General features: G+C 60.7%; 18 protein-coding genes and 1 tRNA gene. 10 read left to right on the top strand and 9 right to left on the bottom strand.

The genetic code is table 11. From position 1 onward, the window contains the following. Positions 1–213: 213 nt before the first annotated feature. The 6 genes from VJ464_29220 (at position 214) to VJ464_29195 (ending at position 3,434) form a co-directional block, all read left to right on the top strand. Entirely contained in the window at positions 214–708 is a 495-nt protein-coding gene (locus VJ464_29220) for a hypothetical protein (protein HKQ09239.1), read from the top strand. 28 nt (positions 709–736) lie between these two features. After that, a complete protein-coding gene (locus VJ464_29215; protein ID HKQ09238.1) occupies positions 737–1,111 on the top strand; it encodes a hypothetical protein in 375 nt (124 codons plus the stop codon). Positions 1,112–1,194: 83 nt separating this feature from the next. Further along, positions 1,195–1,341 carry a hypothetical protein gene (locus tag VJ464_29210; protein ID HKQ09237.1) on the top strand — a complete coding sequence of 49 codons (147 nt, stop codon included), beginning with the start codon at positions 1,195–1,197 and terminating at the stop codon, positions 1,339–1,341. 102 nt (positions 1,342–1,443) lie between these two features. Next, positions 1,444–2,292: a YitT family protein gene (locus VJ464_29205; GenBank protein HKQ09236.1), complete on the top strand. Its 849-nt coding sequence runs from the start codon at positions 1,444–1,446 to the stop codon at positions 2,290–2,292. A 56-nt stretch (positions 2,293–2,348) separates the two neighbouring features. After that, positions 2,349–2,942: a molybdenum cofactor guanylyltransferase gene (locus VJ464_29200; GenBank protein ID HKQ09235.1), complete on the top strand. Its 594-nt coding sequence runs from the start codon at positions 2,349–2,351 to the stop codon at positions 2,940–2,942. Positions 2,943–3,224: 282 nt separating this feature from the next. Further along, positions 3,225–3,434, top strand: a complete 210-nt coding sequence (locus VJ464_29195) for a hypothetical protein (GenBank protein HKQ09234.1) — start codon at positions 3,225–3,227, stop codon at positions 3,432–3,434. A gap of 84 nt (positions 3,435–3,518) precedes the next feature. Here VJ464_29195 and VJ464_29190 read toward each other — a convergent pair whose 3' ends face one another. Together VJ464_29190 and VJ464_29185 are read right to left on the bottom strand one after the other, a co-directional pair. After that, positions 3,519–4,859 (bottom strand): sigma-54 dependent transcriptional regulator, encoded by a 1,341-nt coding sequence (locus VJ464_29190; protein HKQ09233.1) that lies wholly within the window; start codon positions 4,857–4,859, stop codon positions 3,519–3,521. Between the two features lie 3 nt (positions 4,860–4,862). Beyond that, positions 4,863–6,371 carry an ATP-binding protein gene (locus VJ464_29185; protein ID HKQ09232.1) on the bottom strand — a complete coding sequence of 503 codons (1,509 nt, stop codon included), beginning with the start codon at positions 6,369–6,371 and terminating at the stop codon, positions 4,863–4,865. A gap of 174 nt (positions 6,372–6,545) precedes the next feature. On the opposite strand from VJ464_29185, the gene VJ464_29180 reads away from it, so the two are divergent. From VJ464_29180 to VJ464_29165, 4 genes are all read left to right on the top strand, one after another. Further along, positions 6,546–7,838, top strand: coding sequence for an ectonucleotide pyrophosphatase/phosphodiesterase (locus VJ464_29180; protein ID HKQ09231.1), 1,293 nt, complete (start codon positions 6,546–6,548; stop codon positions 7,836–7,838). A gap of 151 nt (positions 7,839–7,989) precedes the next feature. Next, positions 7,990–8,193 (top strand): hypothetical protein, encoded by a 204-nt coding sequence (locus VJ464_29175; GenBank protein ID HKQ09230.1) that lies wholly within the window; start codon positions 7,990–7,992, stop codon positions 8,191–8,193. A 123-nt stretch (positions 8,194–8,316) separates the two neighbouring features. Further along, positions 8,317–9,801 (top strand): biopolymer transporter TolR, encoded by a 1,485-nt coding sequence (locus VJ464_29170; protein HKQ09229.1) that lies wholly within the window; start codon positions 8,317–8,319, stop codon positions 9,799–9,801. Positions 9,802–9,853: 52 nt separating this feature from the next. Then, complete coding sequence (locus tag VJ464_29165; protein ID HKQ09228.1) at positions 9,854–10,372, top strand: hypothetical protein; 519 nt, start codon at positions 9,854–9,856, stop codon at positions 10,370–10,372. 25 nt (positions 10,373–10,397) lie between these two features. On the opposite strand, the gene VJ464_29160 is transcribed toward VJ464_29165, so the two are convergent. The 7 genes from VJ464_29160 to sucD all read right to left on the bottom strand — a co-directional run bounded on the left by VJ464_29160 (position 10,398) and on the right by sucD (position 17,060). Next, positions 10,398–12,755 (bottom strand): PAS domain S-box protein, encoded by a 2,358-nt coding sequence (locus VJ464_29160; protein ID HKQ09227.1) that lies wholly within the window; start codon positions 12,753–12,755, stop codon positions 10,398–10,400. A 124-nt stretch (positions 12,756–12,879) separates the two neighbouring features. After that, the gene (locus tag VJ464_29155) at positions 12,880–13,626 is read right to left on the bottom strand and encodes a DUF2071 domain-containing protein (GenBank protein ID HKQ09226.1); all 747 of its coding nucleotides are present in this window, start codon (positions 13,624–13,626) and stop codon (positions 12,880–12,882) included. Positions 13,627–13,663: 37 nt separating this feature from the next. Continuing rightward, positions 13,664–13,738: transfer RNA gene (locus VJ464_29150), tRNA-Gly, on the bottom strand. A gap of 82 nt (positions 13,739–13,820) precedes the next feature. Beyond that, complete coding sequence (locus VJ464_29145) at positions 13,821–14,183, bottom strand: hypothetical protein (GenBank protein ID HKQ09225.1); 363 nt, start codon at positions 14,181–14,183, stop codon at positions 13,821–13,823. Positions 14,184–14,284: 101 nt separating this feature from the next. Further along, complete coding sequence (locus VJ464_29140) at positions 14,285–15,649, bottom strand: NCS2 family permease (protein HKQ09224.1); 1,365 nt, start codon at positions 15,647–15,649, stop codon at positions 14,285–14,287. Between the two features lie 104 nt (positions 15,650–15,753). Next, positions 15,754–16,032 (bottom strand): hypothetical protein, encoded by a 279-nt coding sequence (locus VJ464_29135; GenBank protein ID HKQ09223.1) that lies wholly within the window; start codon positions 16,030–16,032, stop codon positions 15,754–15,756. Between the two features lie 158 nt (positions 16,033–16,190). Further along, complete coding sequence (gene sucD / locus VJ464_29130; protein ID HKQ09222.1) at positions 16,191–17,060, bottom strand: succinate--CoA ligase subunit alpha; 870 nt, start codon at positions 17,058–17,060, stop codon at positions 16,191–16,193. Positions 17,061–17,313 lie beyond the last annotated feature (253 nt).

The following is a 17,313-nucleotide window of genomic DNA, read 5'->3' as shown; positions in this document are numbered from 1 at the left end:
GTCAGGTGTGTAGTGTCGTTTATTTTAGCCAGCAGCCGGAACCGCCTGTCGGCTCGATCTATTGCCGTGTGGCGCAATAGTTTTAGCTACGGCGTCCGGCGGTGTCAATGGTCAGAATGAAGCTAACACCGGCGGCGGGTGCGGACGCCGGCGCTTGTCAGGGCTTCGCTTTGTCTGCTTGAATAAAGTTGTGGGGCGCGGAAGGGAAAGTTAATGAGCAGCTCCAAAGCAACCCCGGCCACCGACGACTCACGCGTCCGGCGCATCTCGAAAAAAGACCAGATCATCTCGCTCTACACATCGGGCATCGGCGAGGTCGAAGACCTGGCGATGATTACAGGGGCGCGGCCCAGCTATGTCGCCAGCGTCCTGCAAGAGTCCGGGCTGATGACCGGCTACTTCGATCTCTACACCACCAGCGCCCATCCGATGAACGTCTACTCGAAGTTCTTCGCCGGGCGGCTGGGCTTCAAGGATGAAGAGACGGCGCGCGCCAGCGTCGAAGTCATTGACCGCCTCTATCGCCAGTTCGAGCTGGCCCGCGACCGCGCCGGCCAGCATCACGCGCTGGTCATGGCGCTGACCATGTTCGACCGCGCTCGCTGGACCAACAAGCCGACTGAAGCCGCCGTCTTTCGCGAATGGCTCATGGCGCGTTTGCACGAAGCCGAGTCACAGGACGCGGCTCCGCAAGCGGCTGAAATATGAGGCCCAATCTGCTATGCTTGAGTAGTAGATGAAGCAACTCGCGCCAGCCCGATTGATCGCCATACGTTCGCTGTTGATGACGGCGCTCTATGCCCACTTGCTTATCGCCGGCTTTGCTGCCGGGGGGCCGGCTCCGGTCATCAACTCATCCGCGCCGATTGGCTTCAACCGCCTCAAAGCGGCAACCACGCGCGATTGTCTAATCGCACCGAGGCCAGGCGTTACCCTGTCGTTGCGGCTGGGCTCGAATCGTTCGGATCATTTCATCGCGGCCCTTAGCCCGCCGCTCATCTGGGCATCGTTCGCGGAACAACCTGCGCCGTGTGCGAGGCGGTTGACCGCTAGAGCCGGCGGCTGTCTGTTGCCTACGGCCAGCCGCGCCCCGCCACCCTTGATCGCATAAGCCATCTCACCCACTCGGCGAGCCGCCCCTGTCCGGGGAAGGCTCGACAGGCTATCTTTCTGTTTATGCATCAAGGAGAATACATGGATTCTGAAGTCATTGTCGTTCTTGTCTTAATCGCTCTCGCGGTCGGTTTCATCATCTGGGTGCGACAGCACTCGCAGGCGCATGACGCGCAAACGCCGGGCGGCCAGCCGAATCAGGAAAGCCAGCCGACGGAAAAAAACTGAGCGCCGGACACAGGGGATGGGGAAGCGCGTTGGCCTCATCCCCCAACCATGACCTCGCCGGGCGCATCTCCGGTGAGTCTAAGCAAGAGGCTGAGCGGGACGATGAAAAAGTTAATCGGGGAATTTAAGAACGCGCTGTTGATCGGTGCGGGCGCGCTTTCCGCCGGGTTCGGCTTGAAAGGTTTCCTGCTCTCCAGCCAGTTCATTGACGGCGGGGTGACTGGCATCTCACTGCTTGTGGCGGACGTGCTGCACATGCCGCTGTCGGTTCTGATCCTGTTGATCAACCTGCCCTTCATCGCCATCGCCTATCGCCAGATTGGCTGGCGCTTCGCGGTCAAGAGCGCGCTGGCTATCGCCACGCTGGCGCTCTGTCTGGCCTTCATCAAGTACCCGGACGTGACCCCGGACAAGCTGTTGACGGCTGTATTCGGCGGCTTTTTTATCGGCGCGGGCATCGGCCTGACCATCCGCGGCGGCGCCGTGTTGGACGGCACAGAGGTGGCGGCGCTGCTGATCAGCAAGAGCAGTTCCCTGTTCAAGGTCGGCGATGTGATTCTGATACTCAACCTCTTCATCTTCCTGGCCGCCGCCTTCTTCCTCGGCGTCGAATCGGCGCTCTATTCCATCCTGACCTATGTCGCCGCCTCCAAGACCGTAGACTTTCTGGTCTACGGCATCGAGGAATTCCATGCGGTGACGATCATCTCTGAGCGGAGCGAGAGCATCCGCCAAGCCATCGTCGAAGGCTTGAATCGCGGCGTGACCGTCTATCAAGGGCGCGGCGGACGCACAGGCGTCAACCAGGAAATCCTGTTCTGCGTGGTCACGCGGCTTGAGGTTGGCCGCGTCAAGGGCATCGTCAAAGAACACGACGCGGCGGCGTTTCTCGTCGTCCATGCATTGGCCGATGCGGAAGGCGGCTTTGTCAAAAGACCGGCGCTGCATTGACTCTGCGATAGCGGGCCGCGCCGCAACCGCGGACCCGCTCTGCTATACTCGACCACATGAAGGCGGATGGGTTTGTCACTGCCGGCGGCAATAGCTCGCGGATGGGCCGCGACAAGGCATGGCTTGAGCTCGACGGCGTGACGATGATTGAGCGGGTGATTGCGGCGTTGCGGCCCGTGACCGCGAGCGTCACGGTCATCGCCAATCGCCCGGAGTATGCGCGACTCCGCCTGCCGGTCGTTGCCGACACGCATCCTGGCGTCGGTCCGCTCGAAGCCATACGGACCGCCCTGGCTCACTCCCGGCAGCCGCGTGTCGCACTGGTCGGCTGCGACCTGCCTTTTGTCACCTCCGATCTGTTCAGGTATCTGCTAGGGGTCGGCGGTGGCGCGCAGGCGGTCGTGCCGCTGGACGCAGCGGGGCAGGTCGAGCCGTTGTGCGCCGTCTATTCGACCGCCGCGCTCGCCCATGTGTCGGCGTTGATTGCCCAAGGCGAGCGCAAGGTGAGCCATCTGTTCGAGCGCATTCCGACCCGTTTTGTCGCCTTCGACGAGCTGCGCCGCCTCGAAGGGGCCGGGCTTTTTTTTGAAAACATTAACTCGCCGGCAGACTATCAAAGGGCGCTGCGACGCCTAAATCTGCCTCATTGAAGGCAAAAGGGCAAAAAAAAGCGGTTTCAGAAAGAAACTCTTGCTTTCACTGCGCCGAATTTCTTATACTGGCGGCTCATAGAAACTCCCCCTCAGACTAGATTGGTGATGAATTGATGATTGGATTGTGGCAAAGTCCGTAAATCGTCGCGCTTGCTGGAGCCCCCACAAAGCATGGTCTGAGAATGCATTATGCAACAGTAGAGGCTAAACATGACTCTGTTTTGTAGGCTCAGTCGAAAACATTATTGGTGTACGCCTCATCGCTCAGAGGACAAGCGGTTGGTGCAAGTCTGTTACGAGTGCGGCGCCGAGCGTCAGGCCCGCGAGCTGCACACCGAAAAACTGCCGGATGGTGTTCATCGCGCGATGGCGACGACGACGAATGACCTCACGCACACGGTTGCCCGGTCGGCGCGGGCAGAGAGACCGCAGCGCCCACCCATTGCCATCGGGCAGGCCGCATTAAGCCGGCTGACACTGGTTAAGTGATAGACGGCGGGGTGATGAATGATGAAGTAACCGGGAGGCTGGATTGTCTATAAGACAATGCTCAGCCGTTTCCTCCCCAGTTCATCATTCATCATTCCCTTTGGTCGGTTTCTTCAGGCCGAACTTTTCCAGGCGATATTGTAGGGTGCGGAACGACAGCCCCAGCAGCTTGGCGGCGCGGGTGATGTTCCAGTTGGTCTGCTCCATTGCCTGAGTGATCAAAGACTTTTCGACCTCATCAAACGAGATGCCTTCGGGCGGCAGCTTGAAGGTGAAGGCCCCGGCGCCGCTCGCCTCCTGGCGAATCTCCACCGGCATATCCTCAACGTCAATCGTATCGCCTTCGCATAACAGGATGGCGCGCTCAATGGCTGACTCGACCTGCCGCACATTGCCCGGCCAGGCATAGTTCATCATCAAGTTACGCGCCGCCGGCGTCAGGCCGCGAATCACCCGGTGCTCGGCGGCGCTGTGTTTGGCGATGAAGTAATCGATCAGCGGCGGCAAATCCGTGCGCCGGTTGCGCAACGGCGGGATGTTGATGGGGATAATGTTCAGGCGGTAATAGAGGTCTTCGCGGAACGTGCCCTCTTTGACCATCGCTTCAAGGTCGCGGTTGGTCGCGGCGATGACCCGCACGTCGACGCGCACGGGCCGCGTGCCGCCGACGCGCATGACCTCTTTCTCCTGCAAAGCCCGGAGCAGCTTGGCCTGCATGCTGATGTTGAGGTCGCCGATCTCGTCGAGAAAGAGCGTGCCTTTGTCAGCGACCTCGAACTGGCCTTTCTTCTGGGTGTGCGCCCCTGTGAACGAGCCCTTCTCGTGGCCGAATAGCTCGGATTCGAGCAGGTTCTCGTTGATGGCGGCGCAGTTGACGGCCTGAAAAATTTCGCCGGCGCGCGGGCTGGCCTTGTGGATGGCGCGGGCGACGCGCTCTTTGCCGACGCCCGATTCGCCGCGAATCAGCACGGTCGAAGACGACGCCGCGACCTTCAGGATCATCTTCTTGACGCGCTCGATCTCCTCGCTCTCGCCGATGATCTCGTCATCAATGCGATTCAAGCGCGACAGCGCGCTCTCGACCACTTTCAACAACTGCTCGCGGTCAATCGGCTTTTCGAGATAATCGTAAGCGCCGCTACGCAGCGCCTCCTTGACCGATTCGACCGACCCATGCGCCGTCATCATCACGACGAGCCGCGACGGGTCGTCACCGAGCAATTCTCTGAGCAGCGTCATCCCGTCCATGCCGGTCATCTTGTAATCCGTCAGCACGAGGTCGAAATTCTGCTCGCGCGCCAGCTTCAGCCCATGCTCGCCGCTCTGCCCCGTGGTCACCTGATAGCCATCGTCTTCGAGGATGACGGTATAGATTTCTCGCTGGTTGCGCTCGTCGTCTACAACCAGAATCTTGTTTCTTGGCATTCGCTATTCTCCCTTATTACTCTCTTCGGCTGCCGGCAGCGTGACGGTAAAGGTGGTGCCGCGATCCACCTGGCTGACGACGGCAATTTTCCCCTGATGCTCTTCGATGATCGTGCGGGTGACGGCCAGGCCGAGCCCGAAGCCCGACTGCTTGGTGGAAAAATAGGGCTCGAAGATTTTGCCGAGCGATTCTTCGCTGATGCCGACGCCGGTGTCGCTGATGCGCACCTCGACCTCGCCGTTCTGGCGGGCGACGCGCGCCGTCAGGTGGCCGCCCGTCGGCATCGCCTGCAAGGCATTGATGGCGAGGTTCGAGATAAAAGACTTCAAGCGCTCGCGGTCGCCGCGCACGCTGGCCGGGCCGCTCTGCTCGTCAATCGTCACCGACACGCCCTGGATGTCGGCTTGCTGGCGCAGCAAGGCCAGCGTTTCTTCGATCAGTTGTCGCAGGTCAACCGTCTCAATCGCGAAGCGCGCCGGCCGCCCGAAATTCAACAGGTCATTGACCAGACGCTTCAAGCGCTCGATCTCGTCTTTGATCGAAGAGAGCAGGTGCGTGAAACGCTCGCGCCGCGCCTCATCTTCCGGCGCGTAGCGTTTGTTGACGTGATCGATGGACAGGTTGATGACGTTGAGCGGGTTGCGAATCTCGTGCGCCACCGACTGGGTCAAGCGCCCGATGACCGCCGAGCGCTCGGATTGGTTCAGGCGCTCTTCAAGCTCGCGCTTCGATTTCAACCCGCTGATCATCTCGTTAAAAGTCGCGGCCAGTTGTCCGACTTCGTCATTGCGCTGCACCGGCACGCGAAAGTCGAGGTTGCCGGCGGCCACCACGCGCGCCGCGGCGGCCAGCTCCTGAATCGGGCGCGTGAAGCGCCAGCCGATCAACACGGCGATGCCGATGGCCAACAGCAACAGGCCGGCGGTCGTCATCAGCCGATAATTCGACAGCTCTTTATTCTTGTCGGAAAGCTTCTGCGAAGCGGCTTTGATCTGGTTAATCGTCGCCCGTTGCGACAGGACGATGACGATCCAGTGCAGCCCCTTGGTGGTCACTAGCGGCAGGTCGTAGGTCTTGGTCAGGCCGCCGTGAATATCAACCTCGCCCTCGACCGGGTCGCCCGGCGACTCCTTGGCGATGGCTTCGTTTGGCACCGCGATATACTCGTTGATCTTCTCGCGCAGCGTGCTGTCTTTGACCTTGCCTTCGCTGTCGGTGACCATGATGTGCTCGATGGCCTGCGGCATCTCGCCCGGCTTGATCGTCTGGTAGAGGTATTCTTCTTTATCGAGGTTCTGCTGCGCGAGGTTGACGGCTTGGTAAAAATCGCCGATCAGGTCGTTGACGGCGGCGGTGACTTGTTGATTCTGGCGCTCGATTTCGACATTGGCGCGCTTCGCCGCCCAGTTGTCGAGCAGGATGACCAGCGCGATAGTCAGTAACAAGAAAGACGCCAGCAGCAGGATCAGCCGCGCCCGAAAGCTCATCAGGAATCTTACTTTGTCACTCATAGGCGATGCCCTGTGGCTTGGATGCCCGAATGGCGGCACCCGTCAACTGCGCCCATCCTCTAGTCGAATCATAGCACACGGCGAAGGAAGGATTTAAGCAGCCCGCGCTCGCACTTGTCGGGGCGCGGCGCGAGCGTTTATAGTTGAGCCCTTCGGTTCGGCTTGTTGAATCCTATGACGAAAAAACTCAAACCCGCCATTCAGCGGCTGCTGGCGCTCTGTCTGTTCTTGCTTGCGGCCAACCCCGCGGCCTTCGCGCAAGCGAAGCCCATCACCGATCTAAAGCCGACCGTCATCCTGATCTCGATTGATGGTTTTCGCAGTGATTACCTGGAGAAATTCGCGCCGCCCAATTTGCGGCGGCTGGCGAAGGAAGGCGTGCGCGCCCGCTGGATGACGCCGTCGTTCCCGAGCAAGACCTTCCCCAACCACTATGCCATCGCCACAGGGCTCTACCCGCAGAATAACGGCATCGTCGAAAACAACATCTACGATCCGGCGACGCGCGTCACCTTCACGATGGACAACCGCCAGGAGGTGCGCAACAGCCGCTGGTGGCTGGGCGAGCCGATCTGGATCACCGCCGAAAGGCAAGGGCAGCACAGCGCGCCGCTCTTTTTTCCCGGCAGCGAAGCAGAAATCAATGGCTATCGCCCGACCTTCTGGAAGCCTTATGACGGCAAGATGCCGAACGAAGCGCGGGTTGATCTGGTGTTGTCATGGTTCGATCTGCCGGCGCGCGAGCGGCCGACGTTGATGACTTTATACTTCAGCGATGTCGATAGCGCCGGCCATGAGTTCAGCCCCGAAGCTCGTGAAACGAAACAAGCGGTCTTCAAGGTTGACCGCGCCATCGGCCACCTGATCGCCGGGCTCAAGGCGCGTGGAATTTTCGAGCGCGTCAACCTGTTGATCGTTTCGGATCACGGCATGGCGACCCAGCTACCCAATCAGATGATCGTCGTGGATAAGCTGTTCGACGCCAGCCTGGCGGAAAAGATTATCTGGACGGGAGAGATCGTCGGCATCTTTCCCAAGGCCGGCAAAGAAGAAGTGATCTACGACGCGCTGAAGGCCGGTTTGCCGCCGCAGGCCAGGGTTTATCACAAGCGCGAGGTGCCGGCGCGTTTCCACTATTCCGACAGCCCGCGCATCCCGCCCCTGCTGGTTTTGCCTGACGAAGGCTGGGTGTTGACCAGTCAACAACGCCTCGCCTCGATGAAGGAGAAGGGCGAGCCCTCACACGCGCGCGGCGGGCATGGATACGACAACCAGTTGCCGTCCATGCGCGCCCTCTTCATCGCGCATGGCGAAGCCATCAAGCGCGACAAAGTCATCCCGGCGTTTGAGAATGTCCAGGTCTACAACATTATGTGTGCCATCCTCGGACTGAAACCCGCGCCCAACGACGGCAATATGGATGCCGCCCGCGCGGTGCTGAACGACCGCCATAGCCCTGGCCGCTGAGCCATCACACCGAAGCTGTTGCATCTGGCACTGTGCTTGCAATTTTCACTGGTCTTGCTGGCAATGGGCTGAAATGTTGACTATTTTGTCCCGCTTTCAGACCAATCTGTAGCAAACGCGCGAGCAAGAAATCAACAGGGAGGAAGGGATTATGGCGACGAAAAAGCAAAGCAGTAAGCGAGAATTGATCGACACTGGCACTGATAAGCGCTACGTCCGACGCGATGAGAAAGGCCGGTTTGACGAGGTTGACAATGTGAGCCGCTCGCTCTCGCAAGATGTCAGGCAACACGCCAAGACCGAGTCAAAGCCCGGACAGGGAGACAAGGGCGACCGGCCTCGCAAAAGTAAATAAGACCGCGTGGCGTCACGTTTGAAGACGTGACGCCACGATTCCCTGCCCTTGCCAATTCCCGCCAAAGCTTCTACTTTAACGGCTATGCAAAAACGCATCGCCGCTCTCTTATCCCTGTTAGTTATGCTCTGTTCGTTTGCGCTGGTGCCGGCCCGCGTTTCGCCGGCGCGGCAGAACGGCCTCGGTGTCTTCGAGGGTCAGGGCGACATCGGCCACGTGCTAAAGCCCGGCCATGCCGTCTATGACGCGGCGAAGCAGGAATACACGATTACTGGCGGGGGCGCCAATATGTGGCTCGATAACGACGAGTTTCACATGGTGTGGAAGCGGATGAAGGGCGATTTCATTCTGACCTGCCGGGCGCGCTTCGAGGGCCGCGGCGTCGAGGCGCATCGCAAGCTAGGCTGGATCATCCGCGCCGGCATGGAATCGAATGCGCCGCATGTGAATGCCACGGTCCACGGCGACGGCCTGACCTCTTTGCAGTTCCGCCGCAGCAAGGGCGGTCCGACCGAAGAGATCAAGTCCGCTGCGCAAGCCGCCGACGTCATTCAGCTGGAGCGCAAAGGCGACGCCTACATCATGTCCGTGGCGCGCTTCGGCGAGCCGTTTGTGACCGCAGAGACAGTTAACCCGGCGCTCGGCGACGAGGTGATCGTCGGCCTCTACGTCTGCTCGCATAACAAGGATGTCGAAGAAACGGCAGTCTTCACGAACGTCCGCGTCACGGTTCCGGCGAGCGCCAGCTTTGTTCCGTACCGCGATTACATCGGCAGCGACCTGGAGATTCTCGACGTTCAGACGGGCGAGCGAAAAGTGATTTATCACACGCCCGACTCGATGCAAGCGCCGAACTGGACGCGCGACGGCAAGGCGTTGATCTTCAACCGCAATGGCCGCCTTTATCGCTTCGATCTGGCCGCGCAGACGCCGACTCTGATTAACACGGACTTCGCCACGCACAACAACAATGATCACGTCCTGTCGTTTGATGGCCGCCGCATCGGCATCAGCCATCACAGCGATAGCGATAACAGTAAATCGATCATCTACACGCTGCCTATCGCAGGCGGCAAGCCGAAGCGGGTTACGCCGCGGGGCCATTCATACCTGCACGGCTGGTCGCCGGACGGTAAGTATTTGATCTACACGGCGGAGCGCAATGGCGACTTCGACATCTACAAGATTCCCGCGGCGGGCGGCGAAGAAGTCAACCTCACACGCACCAGAGGGCTTGATGACGGCTCGGAGTTTTCACCCGACGGCAAGACCATCTACTTCAATTCAGCGCGCGGCGGTTCGATGCAACTCTGGCGCATGAAGCCTGACGGCAGCGGTCAGGAGCAAGTGACCGACGACGAGTACAACAACTGGTTCCCGCACCTCTCTCCCGACGGCAAGTGGATCGCCTTCCTCTCTTTCGGCAAAGACGTAGCGCCGACCGATCACCCATTTTATAAGCGCGTTTATCTGCGATTGATGCCCGTCAACGGCGGCAAGCCGCGGGTGATTGCTTACGTCTATGGCGGCCAGGGAACCATCAATGTGCCGTCGTGGTCGCCCGACGGCAAGCGCCTGGCTTTCGTCAGCAATAGCGATTTGAAATAGTCAGAACGTGGTAAGCGCCGCTGGCGCAACATTCGGATTACAAGGAGAGCTTATGTCAAGAACCTTTCGCCGGTGTCTGGTTGTCTCAAGCTGGCTGATTTCTTTGTCACTGCTGCAAGCCATCGCCCTGGGGCAAGAGGCTTCGGCGGTGATCGCAGGCAAAGAACTGGCGCGCATTGTGCCGACCAGCTTCTACTTTCAAGGCCAGAGCGGCCTGACGCAGATGCGCAATGCGGCGGCAGCGCGGCTCGGCGCGAATCGCCTGGTGATTGCCGGGATGGTCGACACGTCCGGTTATGCCAATGACGTGCGCGCCAGGTACGAAGGCTTTTTGATCACCGATTCGGCGGTCAGCGTCGGCGGCCAGTCGCTCGGCACCGGCGCATATGGCTTCGGCTTCTCATCGGATGGCAAGCTGACGGTCTTCGACATCAGCGGCAAAGAGTTGCTGTCGGTGGCTGCCGCCAGCGACAAGGGCTTGCGGCGTCCGCGCCCGTTGATGATGACCAAGGGGAGCGACGGCATCCGGCTCTATAGCGGTCGAAACTATGTCGTCATCGCGGCCCAGTAGAAGGCCCCACAGCCTGTCGCGGCAATCAGTCTTTGCCGCTCATGCGCGCGAGGCTGAGGATCACCGTCACCAGCTCGTTGGCCTCGACCGGCTTGGCCACATGCGCATCGAAGCCCGCGGTCAAAGCGCGCACGCGGTCTTCGACGCGGGCGTGCGCCGTCAGCGCGATGGCCGGCAGGCGCGAGCCGTGCGCACTGCCGCGTGAACGGATGTTGCGAATCAGCGAGTAGCCGTCTTCGCGCGGCATCTCGATGTCCGAGATCAACAGGTCGGGCTGCCACTCGGCAAGGATGGTCAAAGCCCGCGCCACGGAATCCGCCGCTTTCACATCGGCCTCGCACTGCTTCAGCATGGTCTGTAGCAGAATGCGGGCGTCCGGGTCGTCTTCGACAACCAGAAGTCGCAACCCTGTGAGCGGCGGCGGGCACTCAAGCAGCGGGCTCGGCGGCGGCTCAAACATCATCGCCCGTCTTTCCGCGGTTGAGCGCGCCGAATGGATGATCATCAATGGCAGGCTAATCTTGAAGGTCGCGCCGCGCCCTTCGCCGTCGCTGTAGGCCGCGACGCTGCCACCATGCTGCTCGATCAAGTGACGGACGATGGACAGCCCCAGGCCCAATCCGCCATGCGCCCGCGTGATGCCGGCATCGGCCTGGCGGAAACGATCAAACACGAAAGGCAAAAACTCCGGGCTGATCCCCTTGCCGTCGTCGCTCACGGTCAAGGTGGCCTGCGAATTCTGTCTCTCCAGACGAACCTGCACGCGGCCACCTTTGGGCGTGAATTTGATGGCGTTTGAAAGCAGGTTCCAGACGACCTGCTGCAAGCGCTCGGGATCGCCGGAGACCGGCCCGGCGTGCGGGTCGAGGATGACTTGCAGGCGAATCTCTTTGGCACCGGCAGCCGGGCGGATGACGTCGAGCGCCGCTTCAACGACCGTGGCCAGCTCGACCGGCTGAACGTTCAGCCGCAGCTTGCCGGTGATGATGCGCGAGATATCGAGCAGGTCTTCGATGAGCTTGGCCTGTGACTTGCCGTTGCGCTCAATGGTCTCAAGGGCGCGAGCCGCAAGCTCGGCGTCGAGCTTGCCGCCGCGCAGCATGCTGGCCCAGCCGAGAATGGCGTTAAGCGGCGTGCGCAATTCGTGTGAGATCGTCGCGAGAAATTCGTCCTTCAGACGATTCGCCTGCTCGGCTTCGATGCGTAGCGCCTGCTCGTGGGCGAGCATCTCAGCGCGCTCCTCTTCGGCGTGCTTGCGCTCGGTGATGTCGGTCGAGACCGCGAGAATGCAGGGCTCGCCGCCGACCTCAATGACTTCCGCCGACATGAGCGCCGTGCGAATCTCGCCGTGCCGTGTGCGGTAGACGGCTTCCAGGTTATGGAAGCCCCCTTGCGCTCTGAGCAGTTGCCCCCACTGCTCGGGGTGCTCGCTGGCGACAACGAGATTCAGCTCTGCGGCGGTGCGGCCCAACACTTCATCCCTTGAAAACCCGGTGACGCTCAAAAAACTGTCGTTGGCGGCAATGTAGCGGCCATCACTGATGCGATGGATAGTCATCGGGTCGGGGTTGGCGTTGAAGGCTTTGGCAAAGCGCTCTTCGGATTCTTGCAATCGCGCTTCGGCCTGCTTGCGGTCGGTGATGTCAAAGGCCGCGCCGGCGATGCCGACGATGTTGCCGTCGCTGTCGCGCTTCGGCTCGATGACCAGATCATACCAGCGCGCCGCGCCGGGCAGGGTGGCGCGAATCTCCTGGCGCAAGGGGACACCGCGCTCAATCACTTCGCGCTTCAGTCGCATCAGCACTTCTGCGTCTTCGGCGGGGATCAGGTCGGCGTCGCTTCGCCCCAGATTGCCTTCGGGAAATTCGATGCGATGGGGATAGACCCAGCGGTACTTGAGGTCGAGGTCTTGTTCGAAAAGGGTCAACGGCGCGCCGCTGACCGCGAGCTTGAAGCGCTCTTCGTTCTGCGCAAGCTCGGCATCGGCCTGCTTGTGCTCGGTGACGTCCTGCGCCGCGCCGTGAATGCGAATGAGGCGGCGCTGCTCGTCCAGCACAGGCCGCGAGTAGTTGCGCATCCAGCGCACCTCGCCGCCCTTGCGGATAAGGCGCAGCTCGGAAACCGAAGCCTCTCCCGCCCTGAGATGGTCAAGCTGTTGCTGAACTAGCGGCAAATCGTCAGGATGAATCAGCGTTTGCCAGCCGTGCTGGTTGATCTCGTCTGTCGTATAGCCGGTGACGCGCGCGAACGAATCGGTCGCCCACTCAATCAGCAGCGCGCCTTCCGGGGTCACGGCACAGGAAAAGGCGTAGTCAGCGACCAGCTCAGAAATGATTCTGAAGTGTTCCAGGATTTCAGCGGCTGGCCGGTTATCGTCAATCATTCCGCGCAGACCCATGCTGGCAACGGCGGGTGGGCGTCGCAACCGATATTGGCGAATGCTTTCACAAAGCGTCTCCGCATTTGTATAACGGCTTTGAAGCCAGGTCAAGCGTGAAAGCAAGGCATCAGATTTCTTCGAGCGGCCAGACATCGACGTCGACTGGCCCTCCCGCGTGTAGCAGCGGCTGACCGGCGGGCGTCGGCAAGCCATCCGCTTCGACTATTGAGGAGTGATAGGCCGACAGTTGCGGCTGCTGCAAAGGCCAGGGGCGATGGTGTATGCGGCAGCGGTAGAGTTTGCCGGCGCTTGAGGTATAGAGGCAATAACGCTCGACGAGAAAGAATTCGAGCGAGCCGGGCTCGGCCTGTGGCAGGTCAGGGCCAATCGTCCAGGTGGCGCGGAATTCGGCGGGCGCGGCGGCGTCTTTGCGTGACGCGACGTAGTCTATCGTCTGATCCTTCTGCTCAAGCTGAATCTCGGCCTCGTGGTACGGCAGACTAAAGAAGGCGCGCGCCCCCAGCACGGCCACCAGACTGTTGGCGTCCAACGAGAAGAACCAGACGCCGGGGACGCCATCGATGTAGACATAGGTGCGCACGTTGGTCTCGTGGAAGTCGCTCACCCACGGCAGCGGCGGCACGAAGACCGGGCGCGCGTCGCGCACGGTGAACGGTGTGATGGCGATCCACGCCTGGCCGTCGAACGTGTCGATGTGCAAGCGCTCAGGGATGTGGTGGCGGAGCGCGTCTGTGCGGATCGGCCAGTGCATAAACAGCAGCTTGTCCCAGGATTGGTACATGATCGGCATGCCATCGGGCCGTTCACGCACGGCCAGACGGGCGGCGACATCGGGAGGCGCAGTATCTTTCATGGCTCTGTTTAGGGAAGCGTCCTGGGGTGAAAAGGATTGGAGCGCGAGACGGGGATCGAACCCGCAACCACCGGCTTGGGAAGCCGATGCTCTACCATTGAGCTACTCGCGCTCTACTTTGGCGCAACCAAGTTTTACCACAGGAAATCTGGAGACGGCAAGCATCGGTGTCACCGGTCGCGATTGAGGAGATGTCACTCCTGACCATGCGGTTGGTTTTCGTGGGCGGTCAGCCGGCGGCTGGTGTTGAACGCCAATTCAGCCGCCCGGTTCGCCAGCTCGCGCGTCGCTTCGTTGGCAATGATGAGGTTGTTAATCGCGAACTGGGTTTCTTGACGTTGCGCCTCGATAGTTTCGGCAAGTCGCTCGGATTCCTGACGCTGTGCCTCACGCTGTGCCTCTATAGTTTCGGCGAGCTGCGCGACGACGCCCGCCAGCTTGTCTATGTTGCTGCCCTGTTGATCGATACGCGATTTCAACTCGACCATGTCGGAACTGAAAGTCGCTTGCTGGCTGAGGATGAAATCCATCTGGCGCTGTCGCTCGTCGTCGCTCATTGCCTACACCTCCATTGCCTACACCTCCAGTGTAAGAGAGTAAAGCACAACGATGAAGCGTTTTCAACGGGGGTGATTCTCTGGTTAATCAAATGCCACCTTCACCGCAAGCCCGGCACAGCGTACCGGATGACGAAGAGCGCGGCGAACAGGTAGATCAGCCAGTGCGCCTCGCGGGCGCGGCCCGTCGCCAGTTTCAAGAGCGCATACGAGATAAACCCGAAGGCCATGCCGTCCGTGATGCTGAAGGTCAGCGGCATCAGCACCAGCGTCAGGAATGCCGGCAGCGCTTCGGTGAAGTCATCCCACTCGATGTCGCGCACGGCACGAATCATCAGGCTGCCGACGACGATCAGCGCCGGCGAAGTCACCGGGTAGTAAACAAAGGTGCGGGCGATCTGCTGCCCATCAATCAACACCGTTTCGGGTACCGCATAGCCGCCGCTGATGGCGCGCACCAGTGGCGAAAAGAACATCGCCGCTACAAACAAGCCGGCGACAAAGACGCCAACCAGCCCCGTGCGCCCGCCGGCGGCCACACCCGAGGCGCTCTCGATATAACTCACCATCGTCGTATTGCCGACCATTGCCGAGCCGACTGTGCCGATGGCGTCCGCAAGCAGGGCGCGCCCGACCCGCGGCAGCTTGCCGTCCTCAATCAAGCCCGCCTGCCTGGCGATGCCGATCAGCGAGCCGACCGTATCGAACAGGTCGAGGAAGAAAAAAATGAAGATGATGGCGAACAGCCCTTGCTTGAGCGCGCCGAGCAAATCCAGTTTCAGAGCCGTGGGCGCAAGCGACGGCGGCAGGCTGACGATGGCCTCCGGTCGCGCGACGACGCCGAGCGGGATGCCGACAATCGCCGCGACGACGCCGCCGATGAGAATCGCTCCCTTGACGCCGCGCGCCATCAAAACCAGCGTCACCAGCAAGCCGGCGAAGGCGACCAGTGCCGGGCGGCTTTCGAGGTGGCCGAGCGTGACAAAGGTATTGGCGTCGAGGCGGACAATTCCCGCCCACTCCAGGCCGATCAGCGTGATGAGCAGGCCGATGCCTGCGGCGATGGCCGATTTCAAAGTCTCGGGCACAGCGGCTACAAGTTGCTCGCGCAGTCCGACGGAGGCGGTTGCTACGAAGATGAGGCCCGAAATGAAAACCGCGCCGAGCCCTACCTGCCAGGGCACTTTCATGGTCAGCACGACGACGAAGGCGAAAAAGAAGTTATGTCCCATCGCCGGCGCGACGGCAACCGGATAATTCGCCAGCAGCGCCATCAACAGAGTCGAAAAGGCCGTGATCAGGCAGGTCGAAGTGAAGACCGCTCCCGCATCCATCCCCGCCGCGCTCAGCACAACCGGCTGCACGAAGATGATGTAGGCCATGGTCGCAAAGGTGGTCAGCGCCGCCAGCGCCTCGCCGCGCAGGCTCGCGCCCTGCTCTTTCAGCTTGAAAAGTTTTTCGAGCATTGCGATTCGGGGCCAGGGGCCGGGGGCTAGGGGCGAACAAGGGGCCCGCCAGCATGCTGATTAGCGATTGCGTGCGGAACACTCTGCTCGCTAGTCGCTGGCCCCTATTTCTTCTTCTCTTCTTCGCGCAACCGGGTGATGTGCGGCGCGAGCTTGGCGTAACTGTCGAGGACTTCCTGCTTATGGTTGGGACTGGCAGCGTCGAGAATGACCCGGCGGACCATGACCATCAGCTTTTCGCGGCGGCCTCCGAAGCGGCCCGTCAGGGGGTTCTGCCCGGTCACATCAACCAGCCCTTCGCGCACCCACAGCCAGAATTGCTTCTGGGTCGTCCAGAATTCGTTGTCGTTGGTGCAAACAATCCGCGCTGTCTTTTTCGCCATCGCCTTATTGGGTTTTGGATTTTCATGGCTAGGCGCTTCGCGCCGGCGATTTTGGATTTTGGATTAAGGGAACGTGTATGCGGTTGAGCCGACGGCCTTCTGCTAATCCAAAATCGCCGGCGCGAAGCGCCTAGCCATGAAAATCCAAAATCTAAAATTTATCTGAGGACTTCGGCCACTTTCGCGCCGATATCAGCGGGACTCTTGACGACGTGGATGCCCGCCTCGGCCATGGCAGCCATCTTCTCGGATGCGGTGCCCTTGCCGCCGGCGATGATCGCTCCGGCGTGGCCCATGCGCCGGCCTGGCGGCGCCGTCTGACCGCAGATGAATCCGACCACAGGCTTCTTGACGGTTGCCCGCACGAAATCTGCTGCCGATTCCTCGGCGGTGCCGCCAATCTCGCCGATCATGACGATGGCATCGGTCTCCGGGTCGTCATTGAACAGGGCGAGCGCGTCCACGAAATTCGTGCCGATCACCGGGTCGCCGCCGATGCCGATGGCGGTTGACTGGCCGAGCCCGAGGTTGGTCAGTTGATGCACGGCTTCATAAGTCAGGGTGCCGCTGCGTGAGACGACGCCGACGCGGCCTTCGCGGTGGATGTGACCGGGCATAATGCCGATCTTGCATTTGCCCGGCGAGATGATGCCGGGGCAATTCGGGCCGATCAGCCGGGTGTGGCGGTCGCCCAGGTAATCAAAGGCGCGCACCATATCGACTGCCGGTATGCCTTCGGTGATGCAAACGGCCAGGGCGAGCCCGGCATCGGCAGCTTCCATGATGGCGTCGGCGGCAAACGGCGGCGGCACATAGATGACGCTGGCGTCGGCGCCGGTCTGCCGCACGGCTTCGGCGACGGTGTCAAAGACCGGCACGCCGTTATGTTCCGTTCCACCTTTGCCGGGCGTGACGCCGCCAACGATCTTCGTGCCATAGGCGATCATCTGCTGCGCGTGAAAGGAGCCTTCCTTGCCGGTGATTCCCTGAACGATGACGCGCGTGTCTTGGTTAACCAGTATGCTCAAGCTATTCTCCCGAATTGAATTTCCAGATGCGAGTTCACCGCATCCGAGGAGCTAAAAATATAGCACAGGGATACAGAAGTCAGAAGGCAGGAGTCAGAAGGCAGGAAGCAGTTTCCCAAGCTCCGTTAGGAGCGCGATGTTTATAGTTATCGAGTCGGCTGGTTCTTCAAGCTCCGTAGGAGCGGAATGTTGACATATCGCCCCTACGGGGCCTGGTTCTTTGTTATCCCCGGTGACTATAAACATGGCGTCC

This window comes from Blastocatellia bacterium (assembly GCA_035275065.1).
GTDB lineage: Bacteria > Acidobacteriota > Blastocatellia > UBA7656 > UBA7656 > DATENM01.
This window is presented reverse-complemented; position numbering and strand designations above follow the sequence as displayed.